The sequence below is a fragment of the Ruegeria sp. AB8 genome (genome assembly GCF_056542605.1).
Genome location: NZ_JBQGAB010000021.1, coordinates 41,097 through 62,813 on the forward strand (window position 1 = coordinate 41,097; position 21,717 = coordinate 62,813).

The following is a 21,717-nucleotide window of genomic DNA, read 5'->3' on the forward strand; positions in this document are numbered from 1 at the left end:
CATGGGCGCGTATATTCTAAGACGCCTGTTGCTGGTCATTCCGACCCTTCTGGGCATCATGATCGTCAACTTCACGCTGGTGCAGTTCGTGCCGGGCGGGCCGGTTGAACAGATCATCGCCCAGATCGAAGGGCAGGGCGATGTGTTTGCCGGATTTGCAGGCGGTGGCGATGCTGGGGCGGCCTCGGAACCTGCCGGGGGCGCCTTTGACGACAAATATGTCGGCGCGCGGGGGCTGCCGCCCGAATTCATTGCTGAACTGGAGAAAGAGTTCGGCTTCGACAAGCCTCCGCTCCAGCGCTTTCTGAGCATGATGGGCAACTACCTGACGCTGGATTTCGGCGAGAGCTATTTCCGGTCCATCAGCGTCATCGATCTGGTGCTGGAAAAGATGCCGGTTTCGATCTCGCTGGGTCTTTGGTCGACCCTGATCGCCTATCTGGTGTCGATCCCGCTGGGCATCCGCAAAGCCATCAAGGACGGATCGACCTTTGATACCTGGACCAGCGGAACCATCATTGTGGCCTACGCCATTCCCGGTTTCCTGTTCGCCATCCTGCTGCTGGTGTTGTTTGCGGGCGGATCCTACTGGCAGATATTCCCGCTGCGGGGGCTGACATCGGATAATTGGGACAGCCTCAGCCTGATTGGCAAGATTGCGGACTATTTCTGGCACATTGCCCTGCCGATCATTGCGCTGACGATTTCGGCGTTTGCAACGCTGACGCTGCTGACCAAGAACTCGTTCCTGGATGAAATCAAGAAGCAATATGTGATGACCGCCCGCGCCAAGGGCCTGAGCGAGCGCAAGGTTCTGTACGGTCATGTGTTCCGCAATGCGATGCTGATCGTGATTGCGGGCTTTCCGGCGGTGTTCATCGGGGTGTTCTTTGGCGGCTCGATCATTATCGAGACCATATTCTCGCTGGACGGGCTGGGCCGCTTGGGGTTCGAGGCCGCGGTGGCGCGTGATTACCCGGTGATATTCGGCACGCTGTTCATCTTTGGTCTGATGGGGCTGGTGGTCGGCATCATCAGCGATTTGATGTACGTGGTGGTCGACCCGCGCATCGATTTCGAAAAGCGGGAGGGGTAAATGGCGCTGTCCCCTCTCAACCAGCGCCGCTGGCGCAACTTCCGGCGCAACGGTCGCGCGTTCTGGTCGCTGATCATCTTCTCGGTACTGTTCGGCCTGTCGCTGTTCGCCGAGTTCATCGCCAACGACAAACCGATTCTGGTGAAATACCGGGGCGAGTTCTTCACGCCGGTGTTCAATTTCTACGCCGAAACCGAATTTGGCGGGGATTTTCAGACCGAAGCCATCTATCGCGATCCCGAAGTGCGATGCCTGATCGACAGCGGCGGGCTTGATCAGTGTTTTGACGATCCCGAGCGGATCATCGAAGAGATCGATGCTGGCACTTTTCAGGCGGACGGGTTCGAGCGGGGCTGGGCGATCTGGCCGCCGATTCCGTACTCCTACAACACCAGCGTTGACCGGCCGGGTGCGGCACCCCTGCCGCCGAACGGGCAGAATCTGCTGGGCACCGACGACACCAAACGTGATGTTCTGGCGCGCGTAATCTACGGGTTCCGACTGTCGATCCTGTTCACGCTGGTCGTCACCGGCGCGGCCAGCCTGATCGGGGTGTTTGCAGGGGCCATCCAGGGCTATTTCGGCGGCTGGCTGGATTTGATCTTTCAGCGGATCATCGAGATCTGGTCCGCGACACCGTCGCTCTATGTCATCATCATCATGTTTGCGGTTCTGGGACGAAGTTTCTGGTTGCTGGTCATCCTGATGATCCTGTTCAGCTGGACCGGTTTGGTGGGCGTGGTTCGGGCGGAATTTCTGCGTGCGCGCAACCTTGAATATGTCCGCGCTGCCAAGGCGCTTGGCGTCGGCAACATGACGATCATGTTCCGGCACATGTTGCCCAACGCGATGGTGGCCATGCTGACCTTCATGCCATTTATCGTGACGGGCACCATCGCGGGGCTGGCCAGCCTTGATTTTCTGGGTTTCGGCCTGCCGTCCTCTGCCCCGTCACTGGGCGAACTGACCTTGCAGGCAAAACAGAACCTGCAGGCGCCGTGGCTGGCCTTCACCGCGTTTTTCACCTTTGCCATCATGCTGTCGCTGCTGGTCTTCATCTTTGAAGGCGTGCGGGATGCGTTTGACCCCAGAAAGACGTTTTCATGAGCTTGTTGGATGTGAATAACCTCAGGGTCTCGTTCCGGCAGGACGGGCAGGTTTCCGCGGCGGTCAGGGGTGTGTCCTTCACTGTCGACCGGGGCGAAACGGTCGCGCTGGTTGGGGAATCGGGCTCGGGCAAGTCTGTCACGGCGCTGAGCACGGTTTCGCTTTTGGGTGACAGCGCGATTGTCGAAGGCTCGGTCACGTATGAAGGTCAGGAAATGATCGGCGCGTCCGAGGACCGGCTGATGGATGTGCGCGGCAACGATATCAGTTTCATCTTTCAGGAGCCGATGACCTCGCTCAATCCGCTGCACACGATCCAGAAGCAGATGGCCGAGTCGCTGGCCCTGCATCAGGGCGTGACCGGTGACGAAGCGCGCGAGCGGATTGTGGAACTGCTGATCAAGGTTGGCATCCGCGACCCGAGGGATCGGCTGGACAGTTATCCGCACCAGTTGTCCGGCGGACAGCGCCAGCGGGTGATGATCGCGATGGCGCTGGCCAACAAGCCGGACATCCTGATCGCGGATGAGCCGACAACCGCGCTGGATGTCACAATTCAGGCGCAGATCCTGGAGTTGCTGGCTGACCTGCAGAAATCGGAAAACATGGGGATGCTGTTCATCACCCACGATCTGGGTATCGTGCGGCGGATTGCCGACCGGGTGTGCGTGATGAAGGACGGTGAGATTGTTGAAACCGGCGAAACCGCCGAAATCTTCGACAACCCGCAGCATCCCTACACGCGCAAGCTGCTGGCGGCGGAACCGTCGGGCGAACCCGATCCGGTGGCCGCCGATGCCGAGGAAGTGGCGCGGACGAACCACCTGAAAGTGTGGTTTCCGATTCAGCGCGGTTTCTTCAAGCGGACAGTGGGCCATGTAAAGGCCGTCAACGACGCGACGCTGTCGGTGCGCGCGGGTGAGACGCTGGGGATCGTGGGCGAAAGCGGGTCGGGCAAGACGACGCTGGCGCTGGCGATCATGCGGCTGATTGCCTCTGAAGGCGGGATTACATTCCGCGATCAGGACGTGCGCCGCTGGTCCACGCGTGAATTGCGCCGCCTGCGCAAGGATATGCAGATCGTGTTTCAGGACCCGTTCGGCAGCCTCAGCCCCCGCATGACCTGCCAGCAGATCATTGCCGAGGGCTTGGCGATCCACAACGTTGATCCGCATCGCGCACCGCGCGAACTGGTGGCCGAGGTGATGGCCGAAGTCGGTCTGGACCCGGCGGCGATGGACCGGTATCCGCATGAGTTTTCCGGCGGTCAGCGCCAGCGCATCGCCATCGCGCGGGCCATGGTGCTGCGGCCCAAACTGCTGGTGCTGGATGAGCCGACCAGCGCGCTGGACATGACGGTGCAGGTGCAGATCGTCGATCTGCTGCGCGATCTGCAAAAGAAATACGGGCTGGCCTATCTGTTCATCAGTCACGACCTGAAGGTGGTGCGCGCCATGTCCCACAACGTCATCGTCATGCGAAATGGCGACGTGGTCGAGATGGGCCGGGCCGAGGACCTGTTCGAGAATGCCCAGACCGATTACACCCGAGAACTGATCGCGGCGGCGGGCTGAAAGCAGCCCGCCACGTTGCGTCAGGCGTTGGCCGTTTCACGCGATGCCGATTTCGGCACCGGTCCGCGCAGTTCTTGATAGTGATCGAAGCTCAACTTGACCCAGCCAGTACCGCGCGTGGCACTGGCAAGGGTGCGGTGTAGCTCATCTTCGGCCACGGCGGGAAGCTGGGCGTTGAAGATCTCCCAGCCCGAGGCGTTGGGGTTGCCTTCGAAACCCAGAACCTGCCCCTGTAGCGAGCTGATCGTCGGCACCAGGTCGCCCACAAAATCCGACGGCAGGTGGATCTCGGCATTCAGGATCGGTTGCAGGACAACGGGTTTGCCCTGCGGCAGTGCCTCGCGCACGGCATTCTTACCGGCTGTGCGGAAGGCATAGTCCGAACTGTCCACGTTGTGGTGCTTGCCATCGCTCAGCGTGACTTTGACATCGACAACGGGAAAGCCTTCGGGGCCTTCAACCAGCGCGTCTTTCGCGCCGTGTTCAACCGACGGAATGTAGTTCTTTGGGACCGCGCCGCCTTTGACAACCTCTTCGAACTGAAAGCCCGATCCGCGCGGCATGGGCGCGACAGTGATTACGACATCAGCGAACTGACCGGCACCGCCGGACTGCTTGCGGTGTCTGTGACGATGTTCAACCGGTGTCCGAATGGTTTCGCGATAGGCAGTTTCGACCTGATCCGCCTCGATTTCGATCCCGAAGTCTTCTGCCAGCTTGGCGGTGACGCGCCGCATATGCTGAGGGCCCTGCGAGCCCAGAATCGCGTGACCGCTCAGTTCGTCCTGTTCGAGGGTCAGGCCGGGATCGATTTCGACCAGGCGGCTCAGCGCGTTGGACAGGCGTACGTCATCCCGTTCATGCGCCGGTGAGACGATCTGCCGATGCGCCGCGGGACGCGAGGTGGCCCAGTCTGGCAGAGGCGTGGCGGAGGAACTGTCGTAAATGTTGCCCGGATTGAGGTGATCGGACTTGACGGCGAGACCGATCTGACCGGCCTCAAGCGCGCCGATCTGGGTCTTGGCGTCCAGCGTGGTCAGGTTGCCGACGGTTTCGCCGCCCAACGCTTCATGCGCGGTGACGCCTTCGCCAAGGCCGCGCAGCACGATGATCTTGCCAATGTGTTTTTTCACGTCGGCGAACCCGGCAATGGCGCGGGCATTGTCTGCGGCCTCATCCCGCCCGGCGGCGATGTCGAACTCGGGCGCTTCGTGGCGCAGGGCTTTCATCAGGCGGGTCAGGCCGTTGCCGTGGCTGGCGGCGCCCAGGCAAGCGGGGATCAGCTGGTGGTTCTGCAGAACCTGTGCAGCCAGTTCAAAAACCTCTTCGTTGGGAGGCTGCTTGTCTTCAATCAGCTGTTCCAGCAGCTTGTCGTCGAAGTCGGACAGGGTTTCGAGCAATTCCGTGCGCGCTTCCTGTTCGCGGTGCTCGACCGATTGAGGCAGTTCGATCAGGGCCGAGGGCTGGCCTTCCTGATATTTCCACGCCCGCTCGGATATCAGATCAACTGCGCCGATAATGGCCTCGCCGTCGCGAATGGGCACCTGCCGTAGCGCGATATGATGGGTGCAATAGGTTTGCAGGGCCGCGATGATATCGCGGATGCGGCCGTTGGGGTTGTCCATCCGGTTGATGAACAGGAAGCAGGGAATCCCGGCTTCTTCGACCAGTCTGAGATAGGGGGCGCACAGCACTGCGGCGTCCGGGTCGGGCGGAACCACCACAACCGCCGCGTCCGAGATTGCCATTGCAGGACCGACATAGGCCAGGGAATCCCCGCCGCCATCCACGTCGATGGCGCACCATGGCTCGTCCAAATAAGAAAAACCGTGCAGATGCACGGTTCCGGATACGTCGAATGTTGTTGGCCGACCATCAAGGCGGCTGATGGCCTCGACCAGGGTGGATTTGCCCGATTGACTGGGGCCGAGGACGGTGAAAACGCGCATGAGTGCTGTCCCTCTTTCAGGTTTAAGAACGACTGCGCGATATCGGCTGCCTTGCGCTGACGCGCAGGGGTCAATTGCCTGAAAACGGATCTGCCTCGGGGTTGGGGCGGCTTGCCGCCCGCGTTCTTAAGTTTGCGGAATACCCCCTGTCTGCGTCAACCCCCCCTCTGTCCGAAGTCAATCAGATGGCCGAACTGTGGCCTGCCTTGCTGAGGTCATAGGCGTCAAAGCTGCGGGCGATCATCCGGGTCAAGGCACGGGCCTCGGGCGGTATGAAAAGACCGTCCCCGGTCACCTGCAGCAACCCGTCGAACGCATGGTTGGCCGTGTTGAACATGCCCTGCAATTCCCCGACCGAGATGTCGTGGTCACGCAGGATTTCAGCCGAATCGATCCGGAAATCACACATCAGCGCCTCGATCAGGCGGGCGCGCAGGATGTCCTGCCCCTTGAACAGGTGCCCGCGCGAGGTCGAGAACTGCCCGTTCCGGATGGCCTTGGTATGCGCTGACGTTGCTGGCGCGTTCTGGGCGTACCCTTGCGGAAACTTTGAGATCGAGCTGGCACCAACGCCGATCAGAACCTCGGCCTGATCGTCGGTATAGCCTTGAAAGTTCCGTTTGAGCTTTCCGGTCTGCAGTGCACGGGTCAGCCCGTCATCCTGCGTCGCGAAATGGTCGATACCAATCTCGGCGTAATCGTCCCACATGAACAGGCGGCGCGCGGTGTCGAACAGGTCAAGCCGCTGTTCCGGCGTCGGCAGCGCGTCCGAGGGGATAAGTTGCTGGCGTTTGGCCATCCAAGGCACATGGGCATAGCCATAGAGCGCAACGCGGTCCGGGCTGAGCGACAGCAGCTTTTGTACGCTTTCGGTCATCCGGGTCTTGGTCTGATGCGGCAGCCCATACAGGATATCGGCGTTCAGGCTGGTGATGCCGCGCGCGCGGATCATGTCGATTGCTTTGCGCGTGGTGTCATAGCTTTGGATGCGGCCGATGGTTTTCTGGATTTCGTCGTCGAAATCCTGCACCCCGATCGAGGCGCGATTCATGCCGGCCTCGGCCAGGGCGTCCAGCCGTGCTTCGTCGATTTCGTTCGGGTCGATCTCGACCGAGAACTCGGCGTCCGGGCCCAGCGGCACGATGTCCAGAATCCGCGCTGCCAGATCGCGCATCAAATCGGCGTTCAGCAGGGTTGGCGTGCCGCCGCCCCAGTGCAGCCGCGACAGGGTGACGCCCTCGGGCAGGCGCGCGGCCAGCAGATCAAGCTCGGCCTTCAGAACGTCAACATAAGCGATGACGGGGTTGTCGGTCTGTGTCCCCTGGGTCCGGCAAGCGCAGAACCAGCACAGTCTGCGGCAAAAGGGGACATGGATGTAAAGGGACACGGCGCTTCCGGGCTGAATGCCCGAAATCCAGTCGCCAAACATGCCTGATCCCACATCGTTGCTGAAGTGGGGCGCTGTCGGGTAGCTTGTGTAACGCGGAACTTTAGCGTCAAATAGTCCAAGCTGTGCTAATTGTGGTTTCACTATCATGGCGATACCGTTAAGGGACGGCCTTCAACAAGACCTTGACTGAGATCAAGTGGAAACGCGAATGAACTTGAATTCCCAATTTGACCACTCGAATTGTGCGGACTGCCCGATCCGGCACCGTGCCGTGTGTGCCCATTGCGAACCCGATGAGCTTGTGGAACTGGAAGAGATCAAGTTCTACCGCAGTTTCGAGGCCGGGCAAACAATCATCTGGTCGGGCGATCAGATGAATTTTGTCGGCTCCGTGGTTTCGGGCATCGCCTCGCTGACGCAGACAATGGAGGATGGCCGGACCCAGATGGTGGGCCTGTTGCTGCCCAGCGACTTTGTGGGCCGTCCGGGACGCGAAACTGCGCCCTATGACGTTCAGGCCACAACTGATCTGGTGATGTGCTGTTTCCGCAAGAAACCGTTCGAAGAATTGATGAGCACCACCCCGCATATCGCGCACCGGCTGCTGCAGATGACGCTGGATGAGCTGGACGCGGCCCGCGAGTGGATGCTTGTCCTTGGGCGCAAAACCGCGCGCGAGAAAATTGCCAGCCTGTTGTCGATCATCGCGCGGCGCGATGCTTCGGTGGCCCAGAAAAGCAACTCCGGTCCAATGGTGTTTGATCTGCCGCTCACGCGTGAGGCGATGGCGGATTATCTGGGGCTTACACTGGAAACGGTCAGCCGCCAGATGTCGGCGCTGAAAAAGGACGGCGTCATTACACTGGACGGAAAACGCCACGTGACCATTCCGGACATGGCGCGCCTCATGGATGAGGCCGGCGATGATGCGGACGGCGGTTTTCTGGTCTGACACCCGATACGCAAAAGGAGATTCGGATGGAGTTCACCAGCCTGCTTGCAATGTTGTTCATCGGCGCAATCGCCGGATGGCTTTCAGGCAAGATCATGGAAGGCCGGGGTTTTGGCCTGTTCGGCAATATCATCATCGGGATCGTCGGCGCGTTTCTTGCGGGCGCGATTTTCCCGGCCTTGGGCTTTTCGGTTGGCGGTGGGCTATTCTCGTCGATCTTTTTCGCAACCATCGGTGCGGTGATCCTGCTGTTCGTGATCGGCCTGATCCGGCGCAACTAGTCTAGAATACTGCCCCGATGAAAGGGGCAGTATCTGCAAGCCGCACGTCTTTTCGGATCAATGGGCCAAAAAGACCGGCACAACGGATTGTTCCAGCATGTTCCGGGTGGCACCGCCCAAAATGGCCTCGCGGAACCGCGAATGGCCATAAGCGCCCATGACGATCAGGTCAGCCTCGGTATCGCCGGCATGGCGGTTGAGGATGTCCGAAACGCGGGTCATGGTTTTGCTCAGCACGTCAATTTCACATTTCACCCCGTGCCGGGCCAGCATTTGTGACAACAATCCGCCCGGGTCCGAGCGGTCTGGCCCGTGGCGCGGCGGATCGATGACGACGATGCGCACCAGGTCCGCCTGTTTCAGGAAGGGCAGGGCGCGGCGGATGGCCCGCATGGCCTCGACGCTTTCATTCCATCCGATCAGAACGGTTTTTGGTTTCTCGAACGGCGTCACATCATCGGGCACAACCAGAACCGGGGCGTGGCCTTCGAACATGGCGGCTTCAATGATGGGCTCGGCCTCGGCCGCGCGATCCTCGCCATAAGGCTGCGGCAGCACAACCAGATCGGAAAACCGTGCGCGATGGGCCACGTGGCGGCCGATATCGGCAATCTGGGCCACGCCGTTTTCCGCGGACCAGCGGATCCCGGTTTTGCCCAGGTAGTTCTTTGCATACTCCAGAACAGCGTCAGAATCGGCATTGGCGCGGCTGAGCGTCTCCTGAAGGATCAAGGCGTTTGCGCCAGCGTAATAGTAGCCGGTTTGGCTGCGATCAACGCCGAGACACAGCGCTTCGACATGTGCGTCCTGCGCGTTTGCCAGAGCTACAAGCTGGGCCAGCGCCGCGTTCGCCTGCTTTGTCTCTGTCATGACTGTTAGAAGGGATTTGTAAGCCATTTTGACCTCACTCGATGTGCGCGGGGGGCAAGCTGCGACCAGTTAACCCACTCAATTGTTTATCACTGCCACGGAAAACAGGCTATTGTCTTGACACAGATCAAAGCAGCTATGGCCCTTGTCAGACAGAACAGCGGCCAGTCAAATGGGTTTCGTGCGGCGTCAAGAATCGCACGGGGCATGCAAAGGGACGCAATATGTCAAATTACATCAAGCTGATCGTGCTTGGTCTGATCGTGATTTTTGCCGCGATCGGGTCCAACTATGCACGGGATTTGGCGTATCAGGTGCACGCGATTCTGGTGATGCTGATCGCCGTTGGATTGTTCATCTGGACGCTTAGAAACACAGATGAGCCAGATATTCTCGTAGACCGCTCGGCCGAGTACATGGATGACGTGATCCGCTATGGCGTGATCGCAACTGCCTTCTGGGGCGTGGTCGGGTTTATTGCAGGAACTTTCATTGCGTTTCAGCTGGCCTTTCCGGCACTGAATTTCGAATGGGCGCAAGGATATCTGAACTTTGGCCGTTTGCGTCCGCTGCACACCTCGGCGGTGATTTTTGCCTTTGGCGGCAACGCCTTGATCGCAACCTCGTTCTATGTTGTGCAGCGCACCAGCGCCGCGCGCCTGTGGGGTGGCAATCTGGCGTGGTTCGTCTTCTGGGGCTATCAGCTGTTCATCGTGCTGGCGGCAACCGGCTATGTCCTTGGCGGTACGCAATCCAAGGAATACGCCGAACCCGAGTGGTATGTTGACCTGTGGCTGACAATTGTCTGGGTCGCCTATCTGGCCGTTTATCTGGGCACGATCATCAAGCGGAAAGAGCCCCATATCTACGTGGCCAACTGGTTCTATCTGGCGTTCATCGTCACCGTCGCCATGCTGCACCTGGTCAACAACATGACCATCCCTGTCAGCATCTGGGGTTCGAAATCGGTCATAGTCTGGTCGGGCGTTCAGGACGCCATGATCCAGTGGTGGTATGGCCACAACGCCGTGGGCTTCTTCCTGACTGCGGGCTTCCTGGGCATGATGTACTACTTCATCCCGAAACAGGCCGAGCGCCCCGTGTTCTCGTACAAGCTGTCGATCATCCACTTCTGGGCGCTGATCTTCCTGTATATCTGGGCCGGTCCGCACCACCTGCACTATACCGCGCTGCCTGACTGGGCGTCGACGCTGGGTATGGTGTTCTCGGTGATCCTGTGGATGCCGTCCTGGGGTGGCATGATCAACGGTCTGATGACCCTGTCGGGTGCATGGGACAAGTTGCGTACAGACCCGGTGATCCGCATGATGGTGATCTCGGTCGGTTTCTACGGCATGTCCACCTTTGAAGGCCCGATGATGTCGATCCGCGCGGTCAATAGCCTGTCTCACTACACCGACTGGACCATTGGTCACGTGCATTCGGGCGCGCTGGGTTGGAACGGCATGATCACCTTTGGTGCGCTGTACTTCCTGGTGCCTGTCCTGTGGAAGCGGGAACGCCTTTATTCGCTGCAGATGGTCAGCTGGCACTTCTGGCTCGCGACTATAGGCATCGTGCTCTACGCCGCGTCGATGTGGGTGACCGGTATCATGGAAGGCCTGATGTGGCGTGAAGTGGATGCCAACGGCTTCCTGGTGAACTCGTTCGCCGACACCGTGGCCGCCAAGTTCCCGATGTATGTGGTGCGTGCTCTGGGTGGCGTTCTGTTCGTCGCTGGCGCTGTGATCATGTGCTACAACCTGTGGATGACTGTGCGGAAAGCGCCGGCCAAAGAGGCCAGCCTGACCGTTGCGGTCCCGGCTGAATAAGGAGGGCCGGAGCAATGGCAATTCTCGACAAACACAAGATCCTCGAGACCAACGCGACCCTCCTGCTGATCTTCAGCTTTCTGGTCGTGACCATCGGCGGCATCGTGCAGATCGCGCCCCTGTTCTACCTTGAGAACACCATCGAGAAGGTGGAGGGCATGCGTCCTTACACCCCCCTCGAGATGGCGGGGCGTGAGATCTACATCCGCGAAGGCTGCTATACCTGCCACAGCCAGATGATCCGTCCGATGCGGGACGAGGTCGAACGCTATGGCCACTACTCGCTGGCGGCTGAATCGATGTATGACCATCCCTTCCAGTGGGGGTCGAAGCGTACCGGGCCCGATCTGGCCCGCGTCGGCGGCCGCTATTCGGACCAGTGGCAGGTGGACCACCTGCGTGATCCGCAGTCGGTGGTGCCGGAATCGGTGATGCCGAAATACGGCTTCCTTGAGCATCGCAAGATCGATGGCAAATACATTGGCGACATCATGAAAGCGAATGCGATGGTCGGCACGCCCTACACCGACGAGATGTTGGAAAACGCGGTGGCGGACTTCCGCGCTCAGGCCGATCCGGACAGCGACTATGACGGGTTGCTGGAACGCTATGGTGACAAGGTCAACGTGCGCAACTTCGACGGTCAGCCCGAACTGACCGAAGCCGATGCGCTGGTTGCTTATCTGCAGATGCTGGGAACGCTGGTCGATTTCTCGACCTTCACCCCGGACGCAAGCCGCTAAGGGAGGATCGTGATGGAAGAGTACACCCTTCTCAGGCAGTTCGCGGACAGCTGGATGCTGCTTGTGCTGTTTGTCTTCTTTGTGGGCATCATCATCTGGGTTTTCCGCCCCGGTGCCAGCAAGGAATACAATGACACCGCCAACATCCCCTTCCGGCATCAAGACAAACCCGCCACATCCAAGGAGGCGCGGCAATGAGCAAGACACCTGAAAAACAGCCGGGTGATCCGAACACCACCGGCCACAGCTGGGACGGGATCGAGGAATTCGACAACCCGATGCCGCGCTGGTGGCTGTGGACCTTCTACGCGACCATCGTCTGGGGTGTGATCTACACGATCATGTATCCGGCATGGCCTCTGGTACAGTCAGCAACCGCCGGTGTCATGGGCTGGTCTTCTCGGGCGCTGGTTCAGCAGGAGATGGTTGCGTTCGAAGAAGCCAATGCGCCCTGGAACGCCAAGCTGGTGGAAACGCCGCTGGAAGACATCGCCAAGGATGCCGAATTGCAGCAATACGCCGTCAACTCGGGTGGCGCCGTGTTCCGCACGTGGTGCGCGCAGTGCCACGGCTCGGGTGCGCAGGGCGCGCCGGGCTTCCCGAACCTGCTGGATGACGCCTGGTTGTGGGGCGGTTCGCTTGAGGATATCGAGTACACTGTGGCCTATGGCATTCGAAACGAAGAAAGCGACGATGCCCGCTATTCCGAGATGCCTGCCTTTGGTGAAATCCTCGAAGCGGAAGAGATCACGCAGGTGGTTCAGTATGTCATGTCCCTGACCAACGCCCAGACCGACGATGCAGCGGCACAGGCTGGCAAGGTCGTGTTCGAGGACAACTGCGCGTCCTGCCATGGCGAGGACGGGACCGGCGACGTCACGCAAGGTGCACCGAACCTGACCGACGCGATCTGGCTGTTCGGCGGCTCGGAAGAGGCGCTGACAGAGACGGTTACCTACAGCCGCTTCGGAGTCATGCCCGCGTGGGAAAACCGCCTGACCGAGGCACAGATCCGCGCCGTGTCGGCTTACGTCCACCAGCTGGGTGGCGGTCAATAAAGATAAGTGAACACCTTCGGGCGGTTCGCCGCCCGAAGGCTTAGGCACCGGCTGTTCCATCTGTTCGCGCGTTTCCTGAACAGCCGGTGCCGACATTCCCGAGAATAGAACCAGGACCTGCCCGGGTCCAGTTTCCGGTGTGGCCATCTTCGTCGGATGTCACCGATTAACCTGCCGGTTTTCCGCTTTGCGGCCTATCCTTTCTTCGCTGAAACCGACCGAAAATGTGTTAGGTGTGACAAAAGGTGTCTGCCCGATGCGCATTTGACACATGTCAAAGTTGGTCAGCGCATGATCTGGGAAAAGACGCCTGATCAAAGCCAGACGTGGAGCCAGCCCGTGAGCGATTCCGACCCTGCCCCCAGCCTTTATGCAGCACGTGAGCCGATTTTCCCGCGGCGTGTGTCGGGTCCATTCCGTAACCTGAAATGGATCATCATGGCTGTGACCCTGGGGATTTACTACATCACCCCATGGTTCAGATGGGACCGGGGTCCCAGCCTGCCGGATCAGGCCGTGTTGCTGGATCTTGCGAACCGGCGATTCTATTTCTTCTGGATCGAAATCTGGCCGCACGAGTTCTATTTTGTCGCCGGCTTGCTGATCATGGCAGGGCTTGGACTGTTCCTGTTCACCTCGGCCCTGGGCCGGGTCTGGTGCGGATATGCCTGTCCGCAGACGGTTTGGACCGACCTGTTCATTCTGGTCGAGCGTTGGATCGAGGGCGATCGGAACGCACGTTTGCGGCTGCATCGGCAGAAGAAACTGGATTTCCGCAAGGCCCGCCTGCGGGCGACGAAATGGGGGGCGTGGTTTCTGATCGGACTGGCCACCGGCGGAGCCTGGATCTTTTATTTCGCGGATGCACCGACACTGGCGCGCGATCTGGTGACGGGCAACGCGCATCCGATCGCCTACACAACCATGTTGATCCTGACCGGCACGACTTTTCTGTTCGGCGGGTTTGCCCGTGAACAGATCTGCATTTACGCCTGTCCCTGGCCCCGTATTCAGGCGGCAATGATGGATGAAGACACGCTGGTCGTCGGCTACCGCGAATGGCGGGGCGAGCCGCGCGGCAAGGGCAAGCGGACCGCTGACACGGAATTGGGCGATTGTATCGACTGCATGGCTTGCGTGAATGTCTGCCCGGTTGGCATCGACATCCGCGACGGTCAGCAATTGGAGTGCATCACCTGTGCCCTGTGCATCGATGCCTGTGATGACATGATGGCCAAAATCGGCAAGCCGCGCGGCCTGATCGATTATATGGCGCTGAGCGACGAGGCGCATGAACGCTCGGGCCAGCCGGCCAAGAATGTTTGGAAGCACATCCTGCGCCCGCGCACGATCATGTACACCGCGCTGTGGGCGCTGGTTGGGTTCGGCCTGTTGTTTGCCCTGTTCATCCGTTCCGACATCGACCTGACCGTGGCGCCGGTACGCAATCCGACCTTTGTCACCCTGTCAGACGGCACGATCCGCAATACCTATGACGTGCGTCTGCGCAACAAACATGGCGAGGATCGGTTGTTTAAACTGTCCCTTACCGGAGACCCGGCCATGCGGCTGGAGATTGAAGGCACGATCATAGACACTGTGAATGTCAGCGCGGATACGGCACAATTGAGCCGCGTTTACATCACCGCCCTGAAGGACACCGACCCAGCCAACACCGACGCGACGCCGGTTCGTATCTGGGTCGAGGATCTGATCAGCGGTGAACGCGCGTACAAGGACACCACGTTCAACGGACGAGGGAACTGAGAATGGCAGAACGACAGTTTACCGGAAAGCACGCGCTGGCCGTGTTTGTCGCCGCCTTCGGCGTGATCATCGGTGTTAATCTTGTACTGGCCTACAGTGCGGTCAAAACCTTTCCCGGGCTCGAGGTCAAAAACTCGTATGTCGCCAGCCAGGAGTTCAACGAGCGTCTGCAGGAACAGCAGGCGCTGGGTTGGGACGTGCGGGCCGAGACCAAGGGCGGCTTGTTGATCCTGCACATCAACGACGCGCAAGGCGCGCCGGTCAGGGTCGATCAATTGCAGGCCGTTGTGGGGCGGGCGACCCATGTGCGCGAGGATTTCACCCCCGACTTTGTGTTTGACGGAACCGCATATTCCACCCCGGCGACCCTTGGCGAGGGCAACTGGAACATCCGGCTTGTCGCCAAGGATGGCGAAGGGGCGACCTTCTCGCAGCGTATTCCGCTTTACGTCAAAGGCTAGGCTGATGACGGCGCAACCCTCACCCGGAACCATGGCCTGTCCCGGCTGCGTCGCGGCCCCGGCCGAGCCTGCCCGTCCGTTTCCCGAGGATATCCAGATCGCCCTGTCCTTGCCGGGCATTCACTGTTCGGCCTGCATCTCGACGGTCGAGCGGGAACTGAACGCGCATCCGGGCGTCGAGGATGCGCGGGTCAACCTGACCCTGAAACGGGCGATGATTAAGGCCGCGCCTGACATCCGCGCCGCCGATCTGATCCCGGTGCTGGAACAGGCAGGTTTTGAGGCGCATGAGCTGGACACTGGTGCGCTGTCGCCCACGCAGACGGACAAGGCGGGCCGGGATTTGCTGATGCGGCTGGCGGTGGCCGGGTTTGCGTCGATGAACGTGATGCTGCTGTCGGTTTCCGTCTGGTCCGGGGCCACGGACGCGACGCGCGACATGTTCCACTGGATTTCGGCGGCCATTGCGTTGCCTGCCATCGCCTTTTCGGCGCAGCCGTTCTTCGCCAATGCCTGGAGCGCCCTGCGCGTGCGCCGTCTGAACATGGATGTTCCGATCGTGCTGGCCATCCTGCTGGCGCTGATCACCTCGCTTTGGGAAACTGCGCTGAGCGGCAAACATGCCTATTTCGACGCTGCGCTGACGCTGACATTCTTCCTGCTGGCCGGACGGTATCTGGATTATCGCACGCGCGCCGCTGCCCGGTCCGCGGCCGAGGAACTGACGGCGCTTGAGGTGCCGCGCGCCATCCGGCTGGTCGACGGCACGGAAGAGGAAGTGGCCGTCGCGACGCTGGCCGTCGGTGACCTGATCCTCGTTCGGCCCGGTGGCCGTATGCCCGTGGACGGAGAGATCGTTTCGGGCCGGTCGGAACTTGACCGCTCGTTGCTGACCGGGGAAACCCTGCCGGTTTTTGCCGAAGCCGGGCTGACTGTCAGCGCGGGCGAGGTCAATCTGACCGGTCCGCTGACGATCCGGGCGACAGCGGTGGGCGAGGACACCTCGCTGCACCGGATGGCCGATCTGGTGGCCATCGCTGAATCGGGGCGCTTACGATACACGTCGCTGGCGGACAAGGCGGCCAAGCTGTATGCGCCGGGGGTTCACATCCTGTCGGCGCTCAGTTTTCTGGGCTGGTACATCTATTCCGGCGATATCCGCACCGCACTGAACATCGCGGCGGCGGTTCTGATCATCACCTGCCCCTGTGCGCTGGGGCTGGCGGTGCCTGCGGTGACGACGGCGGCATCGGGGCGGCTGTTCCGCAAGGGAATGCTGATCAAGCACGCCACAGCGCTGGAGCGTCTGGCCGAGGTGGACACTGTTGTCTTCGACAAGACCGGCACGCTGACATCGGGTGCGCCTGAACTGACCAATCTGGCGGATCATACCCGTTCCGATCTGGAAGTTGCGCTGGCGCTGGCCGAGGCGTCGGCGCATCCGCTTTCCGTCGCGCTGGCCAAAGCGGCGCGTGACGCGGGTATCAGGCCGGCCTGCCTTGACGCTGTGGTCGAAGTGCCAGGTTTTGGCACCGAAGGCGAACATAAAGGACAGCGCGTTCGGCTGGGCCGGGCGAATTGGGTCGGAGCCGAACCCGGCACCCAGACGTCAGCATGGCTTGCGGTCGGGAGCGGTAAACCCGTGCCGTTCGTGTTCGCGGACGCTCTGCGACCGGGCGCGGCCAGCGCGGTTGAGGCGTTCAGGAAAGCGGGCAAGGATGTGATCCTGATTTCAGGCGATACACGGGCTGCAGTGGAAAAGCTGGCTGGAAATCTGGGTATCGCAAACTGGGTGGCCGAAGCGCTGCCACAGGACAAGGCGCAGCGTGTTCAGGACCTGCGCGACAACGGGAAAAAGGTTCTGATGGTGGGGGATGGCCTGAACGATACCGCCGCCCTTGCGGCGGCGCATGTGTCGATCTCGCCCGCCTCGGCGCTGGATGCGGCGCGGGTTGCCTCGGATATCGTGCTGTTGGGCAACGACTTGTCGCCCATCGCCGATGCCTGCGACACGGCCACAAAAGCGACCAGACGGATTCGTGAAAACTTCCAGATCGCAACCGTGTATAATGTCATCGCGGTGCCCCTGGCGGTGGCCGGGCTGGCGACGCCACTGATCGCGGCGCTGGCGATGTCGACCTCGTCCATCACCGTGTCCCTGAACGCTTTGCGGCTGAGGTGATCTGATGGAAGTTCTGGCCTATCTCATTCCGATTTCGCTGCTTTTGGGCGGTGTCGGTCTTGTAGCCTTTGTCTATACCGTGCGGTCGAACCAGTACGACGATCCCGAAGGCGATGCCCGGCGGATTCTGAGCGACGAATGGGACGACAAGCCCAAGCCCTAACCGCCCTTGAAATTGCCGCAATGCCCGGCTATGTCGGGCGCATCCGCTAGCAGAGAGACAAAGCCTCATGGCCACCACAAACCCGATCCAGTTCATCCAGCAGGTCCGTGCCGAAGTATCCAAGGTCGTCTGGCCGACCCGGCGCGAGGTGCTGTTGACCACGGTCATGGTGTTCATCATGGCGGCGCTGACGGCCGTGTTCTTTGCGCTGGTGGATCTGGGCATTCGCGGCGGGCTGCAGTTGATTCTAGGCGCGTTCAGCTAAGACGGGACGGGCAGTGCGGAAACGCGGCTGCCCCCTTGCGCCGCGCGCAATGTCAGAGTAGTTCACGCGGAACTATCCGGAATGGGCGTGCGGCGATTCGGGCTGCGCGCCGCTTTTTGTTCCGGGTCTCGTGACAGAATTTCAATGACGGTACATCCGGATGTGCGGATGCGACCTAAGGCAAACAAGGACGGCAGGTTCATGGCGAAACGGTGGTACTCGGTCAGCGTTCTTTCGAATTTCGAAAAGAAGATCGCAGAGCAGATCCGCACGTCGGTGGCCGAGCAGGGCCTTGAGGACGATATCGACGAAGTTCTGGTGCCCACCGAAGAGGTGATCGAAGTGCGCCGGGGCAAGAAGGTTACGACCGAGCGCCGCTTCATGCCCGGCTATGTGCTGGTGCATATGGAAATGTCAGATCAGGGCTATCACCTGGTCAACTCGATCAACCGCGTCACCGGTTTCCTGGGTCCGCAGGGCCGCCCGATGCCGATGCGCGACGCCGAGGTGAACCAGATTCTGAACCGTGTTCAGGAAGGTGAAGAAGCGCCCAAGCTGATGATCACTTTCGAGATCGGCGAAAAGGTTAAGGTCAACGATGGCCCGTTCGAGGATTTCGACGGCATGGTCGAAGGCGTGGACGACGAGAACCAGAAGCTGAAGGTCTCGGTCTCGATCTTTGGCCGGGAAACCCCGGTCGAGCTGGACTTCACGCAGGTGACCAAGCAGAGCTGACAAGCTCGCCAACGCGTTTCGAAGCGCCGCGATGCCCTGGGCAACGTGGCGCTTTTTTGTTGTGCCGGGCCAGTGAATCAGGCCCAGGCAAAAACTGCAGGTTACTTCCCCGGCAATGAAAGCGCTTTTCGGTTATGGTCGGCCGGGGATCAGTTGTTGTTCCTGAAGAACCGTCAGAATGTCGAGAATGGTCGAAGGGCTGACATCCACCGATCCTTCCAGAAAAACACCAAGCCCACCCTCTCCGATCTCCTTTGGACCGCCATTGTCGTAAGTGGGGTCAAGGGACGCGAGTTCGGGGGGTAATTCCGGGCACAAGGGGGTTTCGTTCAATACAAGGTCAACAGCGGCCAGCATAAGTTCCTTGGCAGACTCGAGCGTGTCGTCCTCCAGAAGCTGTTCGCGCTGTTCTTCCGGGGCCGCAAGCGTCAGATCGATGAGTTTGAAGTAGGCACAATTGTCACGCAGTTCGACGGTCGCTTCGGTGGCCATGTTCGCTTGGATTGCCCTTTTCTGTTCACCCCGCTGAAAGTCGCGTTCACTCGTCCGGCTGCATTCGAAAATCGTGATGGTCACGTCTCCATCCAGATCGATCGCATCGTCCAGTGCTTGCAGGCTCAAATCGTCCAGGCGCACTTGCAGACCACAGTTGTCGATTATGGCATTGTCCGCCAATCGCTCGGGCACCGTTTTCTGGATTTCGCGCAGATCGAGAAGGGCGCCCACCCCGATCCGAGTGGGCGCAACAGCGCTCAGGCTCAGATCAAGCTTGTATGGCAGTTCCGTTTCCCGGACCTGCTGGGTTGCATCGATGACAAAAGTCACTTCCTGTGCGCTGGATGATTGGGCACCCAGCGCAGCGGCCATCAGGGCCGGGAAAACCAACCAACGTCTCATTTGGCAAACTCCAATACGCCAAGGTCCTGCAGCCCACCAAGGACTTTGACGATGGTCTCTGCGCTGACATCAGCCGATCCGGTGATGGCTGCGCCCAGCCCGCCGGGCGCAATCTCGCGCGTGCCTCCGGATTCGTAATTCGGGTCGAGAACCGTGAATTCCTCGGGCAAGGGCGGACAGACCGGGTTGGCAGCCAAAAACTCGCCACCCTTTTCAAGGACGGCTTCATTAATGCGGCTGGTCAGGCCGAAGAGGTTTGAGACAGCGCCGATGAACCCGCGCGGGTTCAGATCAACGTCTTCGATACTGAATGTAAGGCACTGGCCTTTCACCTCTGCCTTGGCGACCGCAACCGCGTCCACGGTTCCCCCGAAATAACGAAAGCCCGGTTCCTGGCGCCGGTTGCAGGTTGTAAATCGTGCACGTGCCGAGCCTTCGACCCTGACGGTGTCATCATTGGCGGTGACATCCCGGATCTCGAGGTAGATTTGGCGCTTGCAGCTTTCTTCAAGCGGGCCCGTCAGTATCTGGGGGGCCTTTTCCTGCAAGCCACGCAAGTCCATGAACGCCCTCAACCGCAAGCGGGTAGGGCTGGCTTCTTCCAGGCCGCTGTAGACCGTGAAAGGCACCGGAATGTCGCGAACGGGGACTTCCTTGGTGAACTTGATCTGAAACCGACCGGCGTAACTGGCAGGGTCGATCCCTGTTGCGCCGAAGGAAGCTGTGCTGTTGGTGCCGTCGGTTTGGGTTGCCGATCCAGACCCTTCGCCCTGATCCTGAGCCCTGCTGCCACAGCCCGGCAGCATGGCAAAAAGAACGCAGATCAGTAATCCCTTGTTCAGCCGAGATGATCCCATCCCTGACCACCTCTTTTGTGTCCAAGTTTCACCAAGATACCCACCTGCGTCTCCGACGCAACTTATGTATTCAATAAAATCATTTTGTTCCGTCAGTTCCCTGGCCTCACCGAAGCCCGACCGGTATACAACTGGGTCACTTGGGAATAGGGTGCCAGCCACTTGCCAACCCCTCCGTTCCGCTGTACATGCCGCCTCTATCGTCTTCGGGCGAGATTCTCTCGTGGGAGATTGCAGGGATCGCGATCCCGGATCGGACCACGCAACATAATCTGGGTGAGACGCGTTTCACCTAAGTTGAAAGGAAAACCAAATGGCCAAGAAGCTTGCTGGTACAATGAAGCTGCAGGTTCCTGCAGGTCAGGCGAACCCGTCGCCGCCAGTTGGTCCGGCGCTGGGTCAGCGCGGCATCAACATCATGGAATTCTGTAAGGCGTTCAACGCCAAGACCGCAGACATGGAGCCCGGCGCTCCGTGCCCGACCGTGATCACCTATTATCAGGACAAGTCCTTCACCATGGACATCAAGACGCCACCCGCGTCTTACTACCTGAAAAAAGCGGCTGGCCTTAAGCCGGTTGGCAAGCGTAACCGTCCCCGCGGCGCGGAAAATCCCGGTCGTGAGACCGTGGCAACCGTGACCTCGAAGCAGGTTCGTGAAATCGCCGAAGCCAAAATGAAAGATCTGAACGCCAACGACGTCGAAGGCGCAATGCAGATCATCCTGGGCTCGGCCCGCTCCATGGGCATCGAGGTGAAATAAGATGGCAAAACTCGGTAAACGTACCCGCGCTGCGCGCGAAGCTGTCGCCGGCAAGGAAAACCTGTCGGTCGAAGAAGCCGTTGCCCTGGTCAAAGGCAATGCTACCTCGAAATTCGACGAGACCATCGAAATCGCTCTGAACCTGGGCGTTGACACCCGTCACGCAGACCAGATGGTGCGCGGCGTTGTCGGCCTGCCGAACGGCACCGGCAAAGACATGCGCGTTGCTGTGTTCGCACGCGGCCCCAAGGCTGACGAAGCGAAAGAGGCAGGCGCAGATATCGTCGGTGCAGAAGACCTGATGGAAACCATTCAGGGCGGCACCATCGATTTCGACCGTTGCATCGCAACCCCGGACATGATGCCGATCGTTGGCCGTCTGGGTAAGGTTCTGGGCCCCCGCAACCTGATGCCGAACCCCAAGGTCGGCACCGTGACCATGGACGTGAAAGCAGCCGTGGAAGCAGCCAAGGGCGGTGAAGTTCAGTTCAAGGCGGAAAAAGGCGGCGTTGTGCACGCCGGTGTTGGCAAAGCGTCGTTCGACGAAGCCAAGCTGGTCGAAAACGTCCGCGCATTTGTCTCGGCTGTTGCCAAAGCCAAGCCGTCGGGCGCCAAAGGCACCTACATGAAGAAAATCGCGCTGAGCTCGACCATGGGCCCGGGCGTGACTGTTGATGTTGCGCAGGCTTCGGGCGAATAAGCCTCAGCCTCTGCAAAAGCACAAAATGACCCGGGTGGTTCCAGCCACCCGGGTTCTTTCGTTTTTGGATCGCTT

At 60.1% G+C, this 21,717-nt stretch carries 22 protein-coding genes; 17 read left to right on the forward strand and 5 right to left on the reverse strand.

Going from position 1 to position 21,717, the window contains the following annotated elements; all coding sequences use genetic code 11:
* Nucleotide 1: 1 nt before the first annotated feature.
* The 3 genes from ACR0CG_RS19060 to ACR0CG_RS19070 are packed head-to-tail and all read left to right on the forward strand — an operon-like array spanning nt 2 to nt 3,777.
* Nucleotides 2-1,096 (forward strand): microcin C ABC transporter permease YejB, encoded by a 1,095-nt coding sequence (locus ACR0CG_RS19060; protein WP_480526865.1) that lies wholly within the window; start codon nt 2-4, stop codon nt 1,094-1,096.
* Entirely contained in the window at nt 1,097-2,203 is a 1,107-nt protein-coding gene (locus ACR0CG_RS19065; protein ID WP_170613606.1) for an ABC transporter permease, read from the forward strand.
* Nucleotides 2,200-3,777 (forward strand): ABC transporter ATP-binding protein, encoded by a 1,578-nt coding sequence (locus ACR0CG_RS19070; RefSeq protein WP_321251197.1) that lies wholly within the window; start codon nt 2,200-2,202, stop codon nt 3,775-3,777. The genes ACR0CG_RS19065 and ACR0CG_RS19070 overlap by 4 nt, the downstream gene beginning before the upstream one ends.
* Before the next feature lie 20 nt (nt 3,778-3,797).
* On the opposite strand, the gene ACR0CG_RS19075 is transcribed toward ACR0CG_RS19070, so the two are convergent.
* Nucleotides 3,798-5,726 (reverse strand): elongation factor G, encoded by a 1,929-nt coding sequence (locus tag ACR0CG_RS19075; protein ID WP_480526866.1) that lies wholly within the window; start codon nt 5,724-5,726, stop codon nt 3,798-3,800.
* A 181-nt stretch (nt 5,727-5,907) separates the two neighbouring features.
* Nucleotides 5,908-7,263, reverse strand: a complete 1,356-nt coding sequence (hemN, locus tag ACR0CG_RS19080; protein WP_480526867.1) for an oxygen-independent coproporphyrinogen III oxidase — start codon at nt 7,261-7,263, stop codon at nt 5,908-5,910.
* A 61-nt stretch (nt 7,264-7,324) separates the two neighbouring features.
* Between hemN and fnrL the strand changes: the two genes are divergently transcribed.
* Nucleotides 7,325-8,068, forward strand: coding sequence for a transcriptional regulator FnrL (gene fnrL, locus ACR0CG_RS19085; RefSeq protein WP_170613598.1), 744 nt, complete (start codon nt 7,325-7,327; stop codon nt 8,066-8,068).
* 26 nt (nt 8,069-8,094) lie between these two features.
* The gene (locus tag ACR0CG_RS19090) at nt 8,095-8,349 is read left to right on the forward strand and encodes a GlsB/YeaQ/YmgE family stress response membrane protein (protein WP_170613596.1); all 255 of its coding nucleotides are present in this window, start codon (nt 8,095-8,097) and stop codon (nt 8,347-8,349) included.
* A gap of 57 nt (nt 8,350-8,406) precedes the next feature.
* Here ACR0CG_RS19090 and ACR0CG_RS19095 read toward each other — a convergent pair whose 3' ends face one another.
* Nucleotides 8,407-9,246: a universal stress protein gene (locus ACR0CG_RS19095; RefSeq protein ID WP_170613594.1), complete on the reverse strand. Its 840-nt coding sequence runs from the start codon at nt 9,244-9,246 to the stop codon at nt 8,407-8,409.
* Between the two features lie 197 nt (nt 9,247-9,443).
* Here ACR0CG_RS19095 and ccoN point away from each other — a divergent pair, with 197 nt between their 5' ends.
* From ccoN to nusG, 10 genes are all read left to right on the forward strand, one after another.
* A complete protein-coding gene (gene ccoN / locus ACR0CG_RS19100; RefSeq protein WP_170619174.1) occupies nt 9,444-11,051 on the forward strand; it encodes a cytochrome-c oxidase, cbb3-type subunit I in 1,608 nt (535 codons plus the stop codon).
* 14 nt (nt 11,052-11,065) lie between these two features.
* Entirely contained in the window at nt 11,066-11,794 is a 729-nt protein-coding gene (gene ccoO / locus ACR0CG_RS19105; RefSeq protein ID WP_170613590.1) for a cytochrome-c oxidase, cbb3-type subunit II, read from the forward strand.
* A gap of 12 nt (nt 11,795-11,806) precedes the next feature.
* Nucleotides 11,807-11,992, forward strand: coding sequence for a cbb3-type cytochrome c oxidase subunit 3 (locus ACR0CG_RS19110; RefSeq protein WP_170613588.1), 186 nt, complete (start codon nt 11,807-11,809; stop codon nt 11,990-11,992).
* The gene (gene ccoP / locus ACR0CG_RS19115; RefSeq protein WP_321251211.1) at nt 11,989-12,852 is read left to right on the forward strand and encodes a cytochrome-c oxidase, cbb3-type subunit III; all 864 of its coding nucleotides are present in this window, start codon (nt 11,989-11,991) and stop codon (nt 12,850-12,852) included. Before ACR0CG_RS19110 ends, ccoP begins: the two co-directional genes overlap by 4 nt.
* Before the next feature lie 339 nt (nt 12,853-13,191).
* Nucleotides 13,192-14,619, forward strand: coding sequence for a cytochrome c oxidase accessory protein CcoG (gene ccoG / locus ACR0CG_RS19120; RefSeq protein ID WP_170678426.1), 1,428 nt, complete (start codon nt 13,192-13,194; stop codon nt 14,617-14,619).
* Nucleotides 14,620-14,621: 2 nt separating this feature from the next.
* On the forward strand, nt 14,622-15,080 hold the full coding sequence (locus ACR0CG_RS19125) for a FixH family protein (protein ID WP_480526870.1): 459 nt from the start codon (nt 14,622-14,624) through the stop codon (nt 15,078-15,080).
* A gap of 4 nt (nt 15,081-15,084) precedes the next feature.
* Nucleotides 15,085-17,262, forward strand: a complete 2,178-nt coding sequence (locus ACR0CG_RS19130) for a heavy metal translocating P-type ATPase (RefSeq protein ID WP_480526872.1) — start codon at nt 15,085-15,087, stop codon at nt 17,260-17,262.
* Nucleotides 17,263-17,266: 4 nt separating this feature from the next.
* Nucleotides 17,267-17,425 (forward strand): cbb3-type cytochrome oxidase assembly protein CcoS, encoded by a 159-nt coding sequence (ccoS, locus tag ACR0CG_RS19135; protein ID WP_170613579.1) that lies wholly within the window; start codon nt 17,267-17,269, stop codon nt 17,423-17,425.
* Between the two features lie 67 nt (nt 17,426-17,492).
* Complete coding sequence (secE, locus tag ACR0CG_RS19140) at nt 17,493-17,690, forward strand: preprotein translocase subunit SecE (protein ID WP_050605011.1); 198 nt, start codon at nt 17,493-17,495, stop codon at nt 17,688-17,690.
* Nucleotides 17,691-17,891: 201 nt separating this feature from the next.
* Nucleotides 17,892-18,425, forward strand: a complete 534-nt coding sequence (nusG, locus tag ACR0CG_RS19145) for a transcription termination/antitermination protein NusG (RefSeq protein ID WP_170407498.1) — start codon at nt 17,892-17,894, stop codon at nt 18,423-18,425.
* 132 nt (nt 18,426-18,557) lie between these two features.
* Here nusG and ACR0CG_RS19150 read toward each other — a convergent pair whose 3' ends face one another.
* Both ACR0CG_RS19150 and ACR0CG_RS19155 read right to left on the reverse strand, forming a co-directional pair.
* Complete coding sequence (locus ACR0CG_RS19150; RefSeq protein WP_480526873.1) at nt 18,558-19,322, reverse strand: hypothetical protein; 765 nt, start codon at nt 19,320-19,322, stop codon at nt 18,558-18,560.
* On the reverse strand, nt 19,319-20,179 hold the full coding sequence (locus ACR0CG_RS19155) for a hypothetical protein (protein WP_480526874.1): 861 nt from the start codon (nt 20,177-20,179) through the stop codon (nt 19,319-19,321). Before ACR0CG_RS19155 ends, ACR0CG_RS19150 begins: the two co-directional genes overlap by 4 nt.
* Before the next feature lie 313 nt (nt 20,180-20,492).
* On the opposite strand from ACR0CG_RS19155, the gene rplK reads away from it, so the two are divergent.
* The gene (gene rplK, locus ACR0CG_RS19160) at nt 20,493-20,942 is read left to right on the forward strand and encodes a 50S ribosomal protein L11 (protein WP_010440985.1); all 450 of its coding nucleotides are present in this window, start codon (nt 20,493-20,495) and stop codon (nt 20,940-20,942) included.
* 1 nt (nt 20,943) lies between these two features.
* Nucleotides 20,944-21,642 carry a 50S ribosomal protein L1 gene (gene rplA, locus ACR0CG_RS19165; RefSeq protein ID WP_170678416.1) on the forward strand — a complete coding sequence of 233 codons (699 nt, stop codon included), beginning with the start codon at nt 20,944-20,946 and terminating at the stop codon, nt 21,640-21,642.
* Nucleotides 21,643-21,717: the final 75 nt, after the last annotated feature.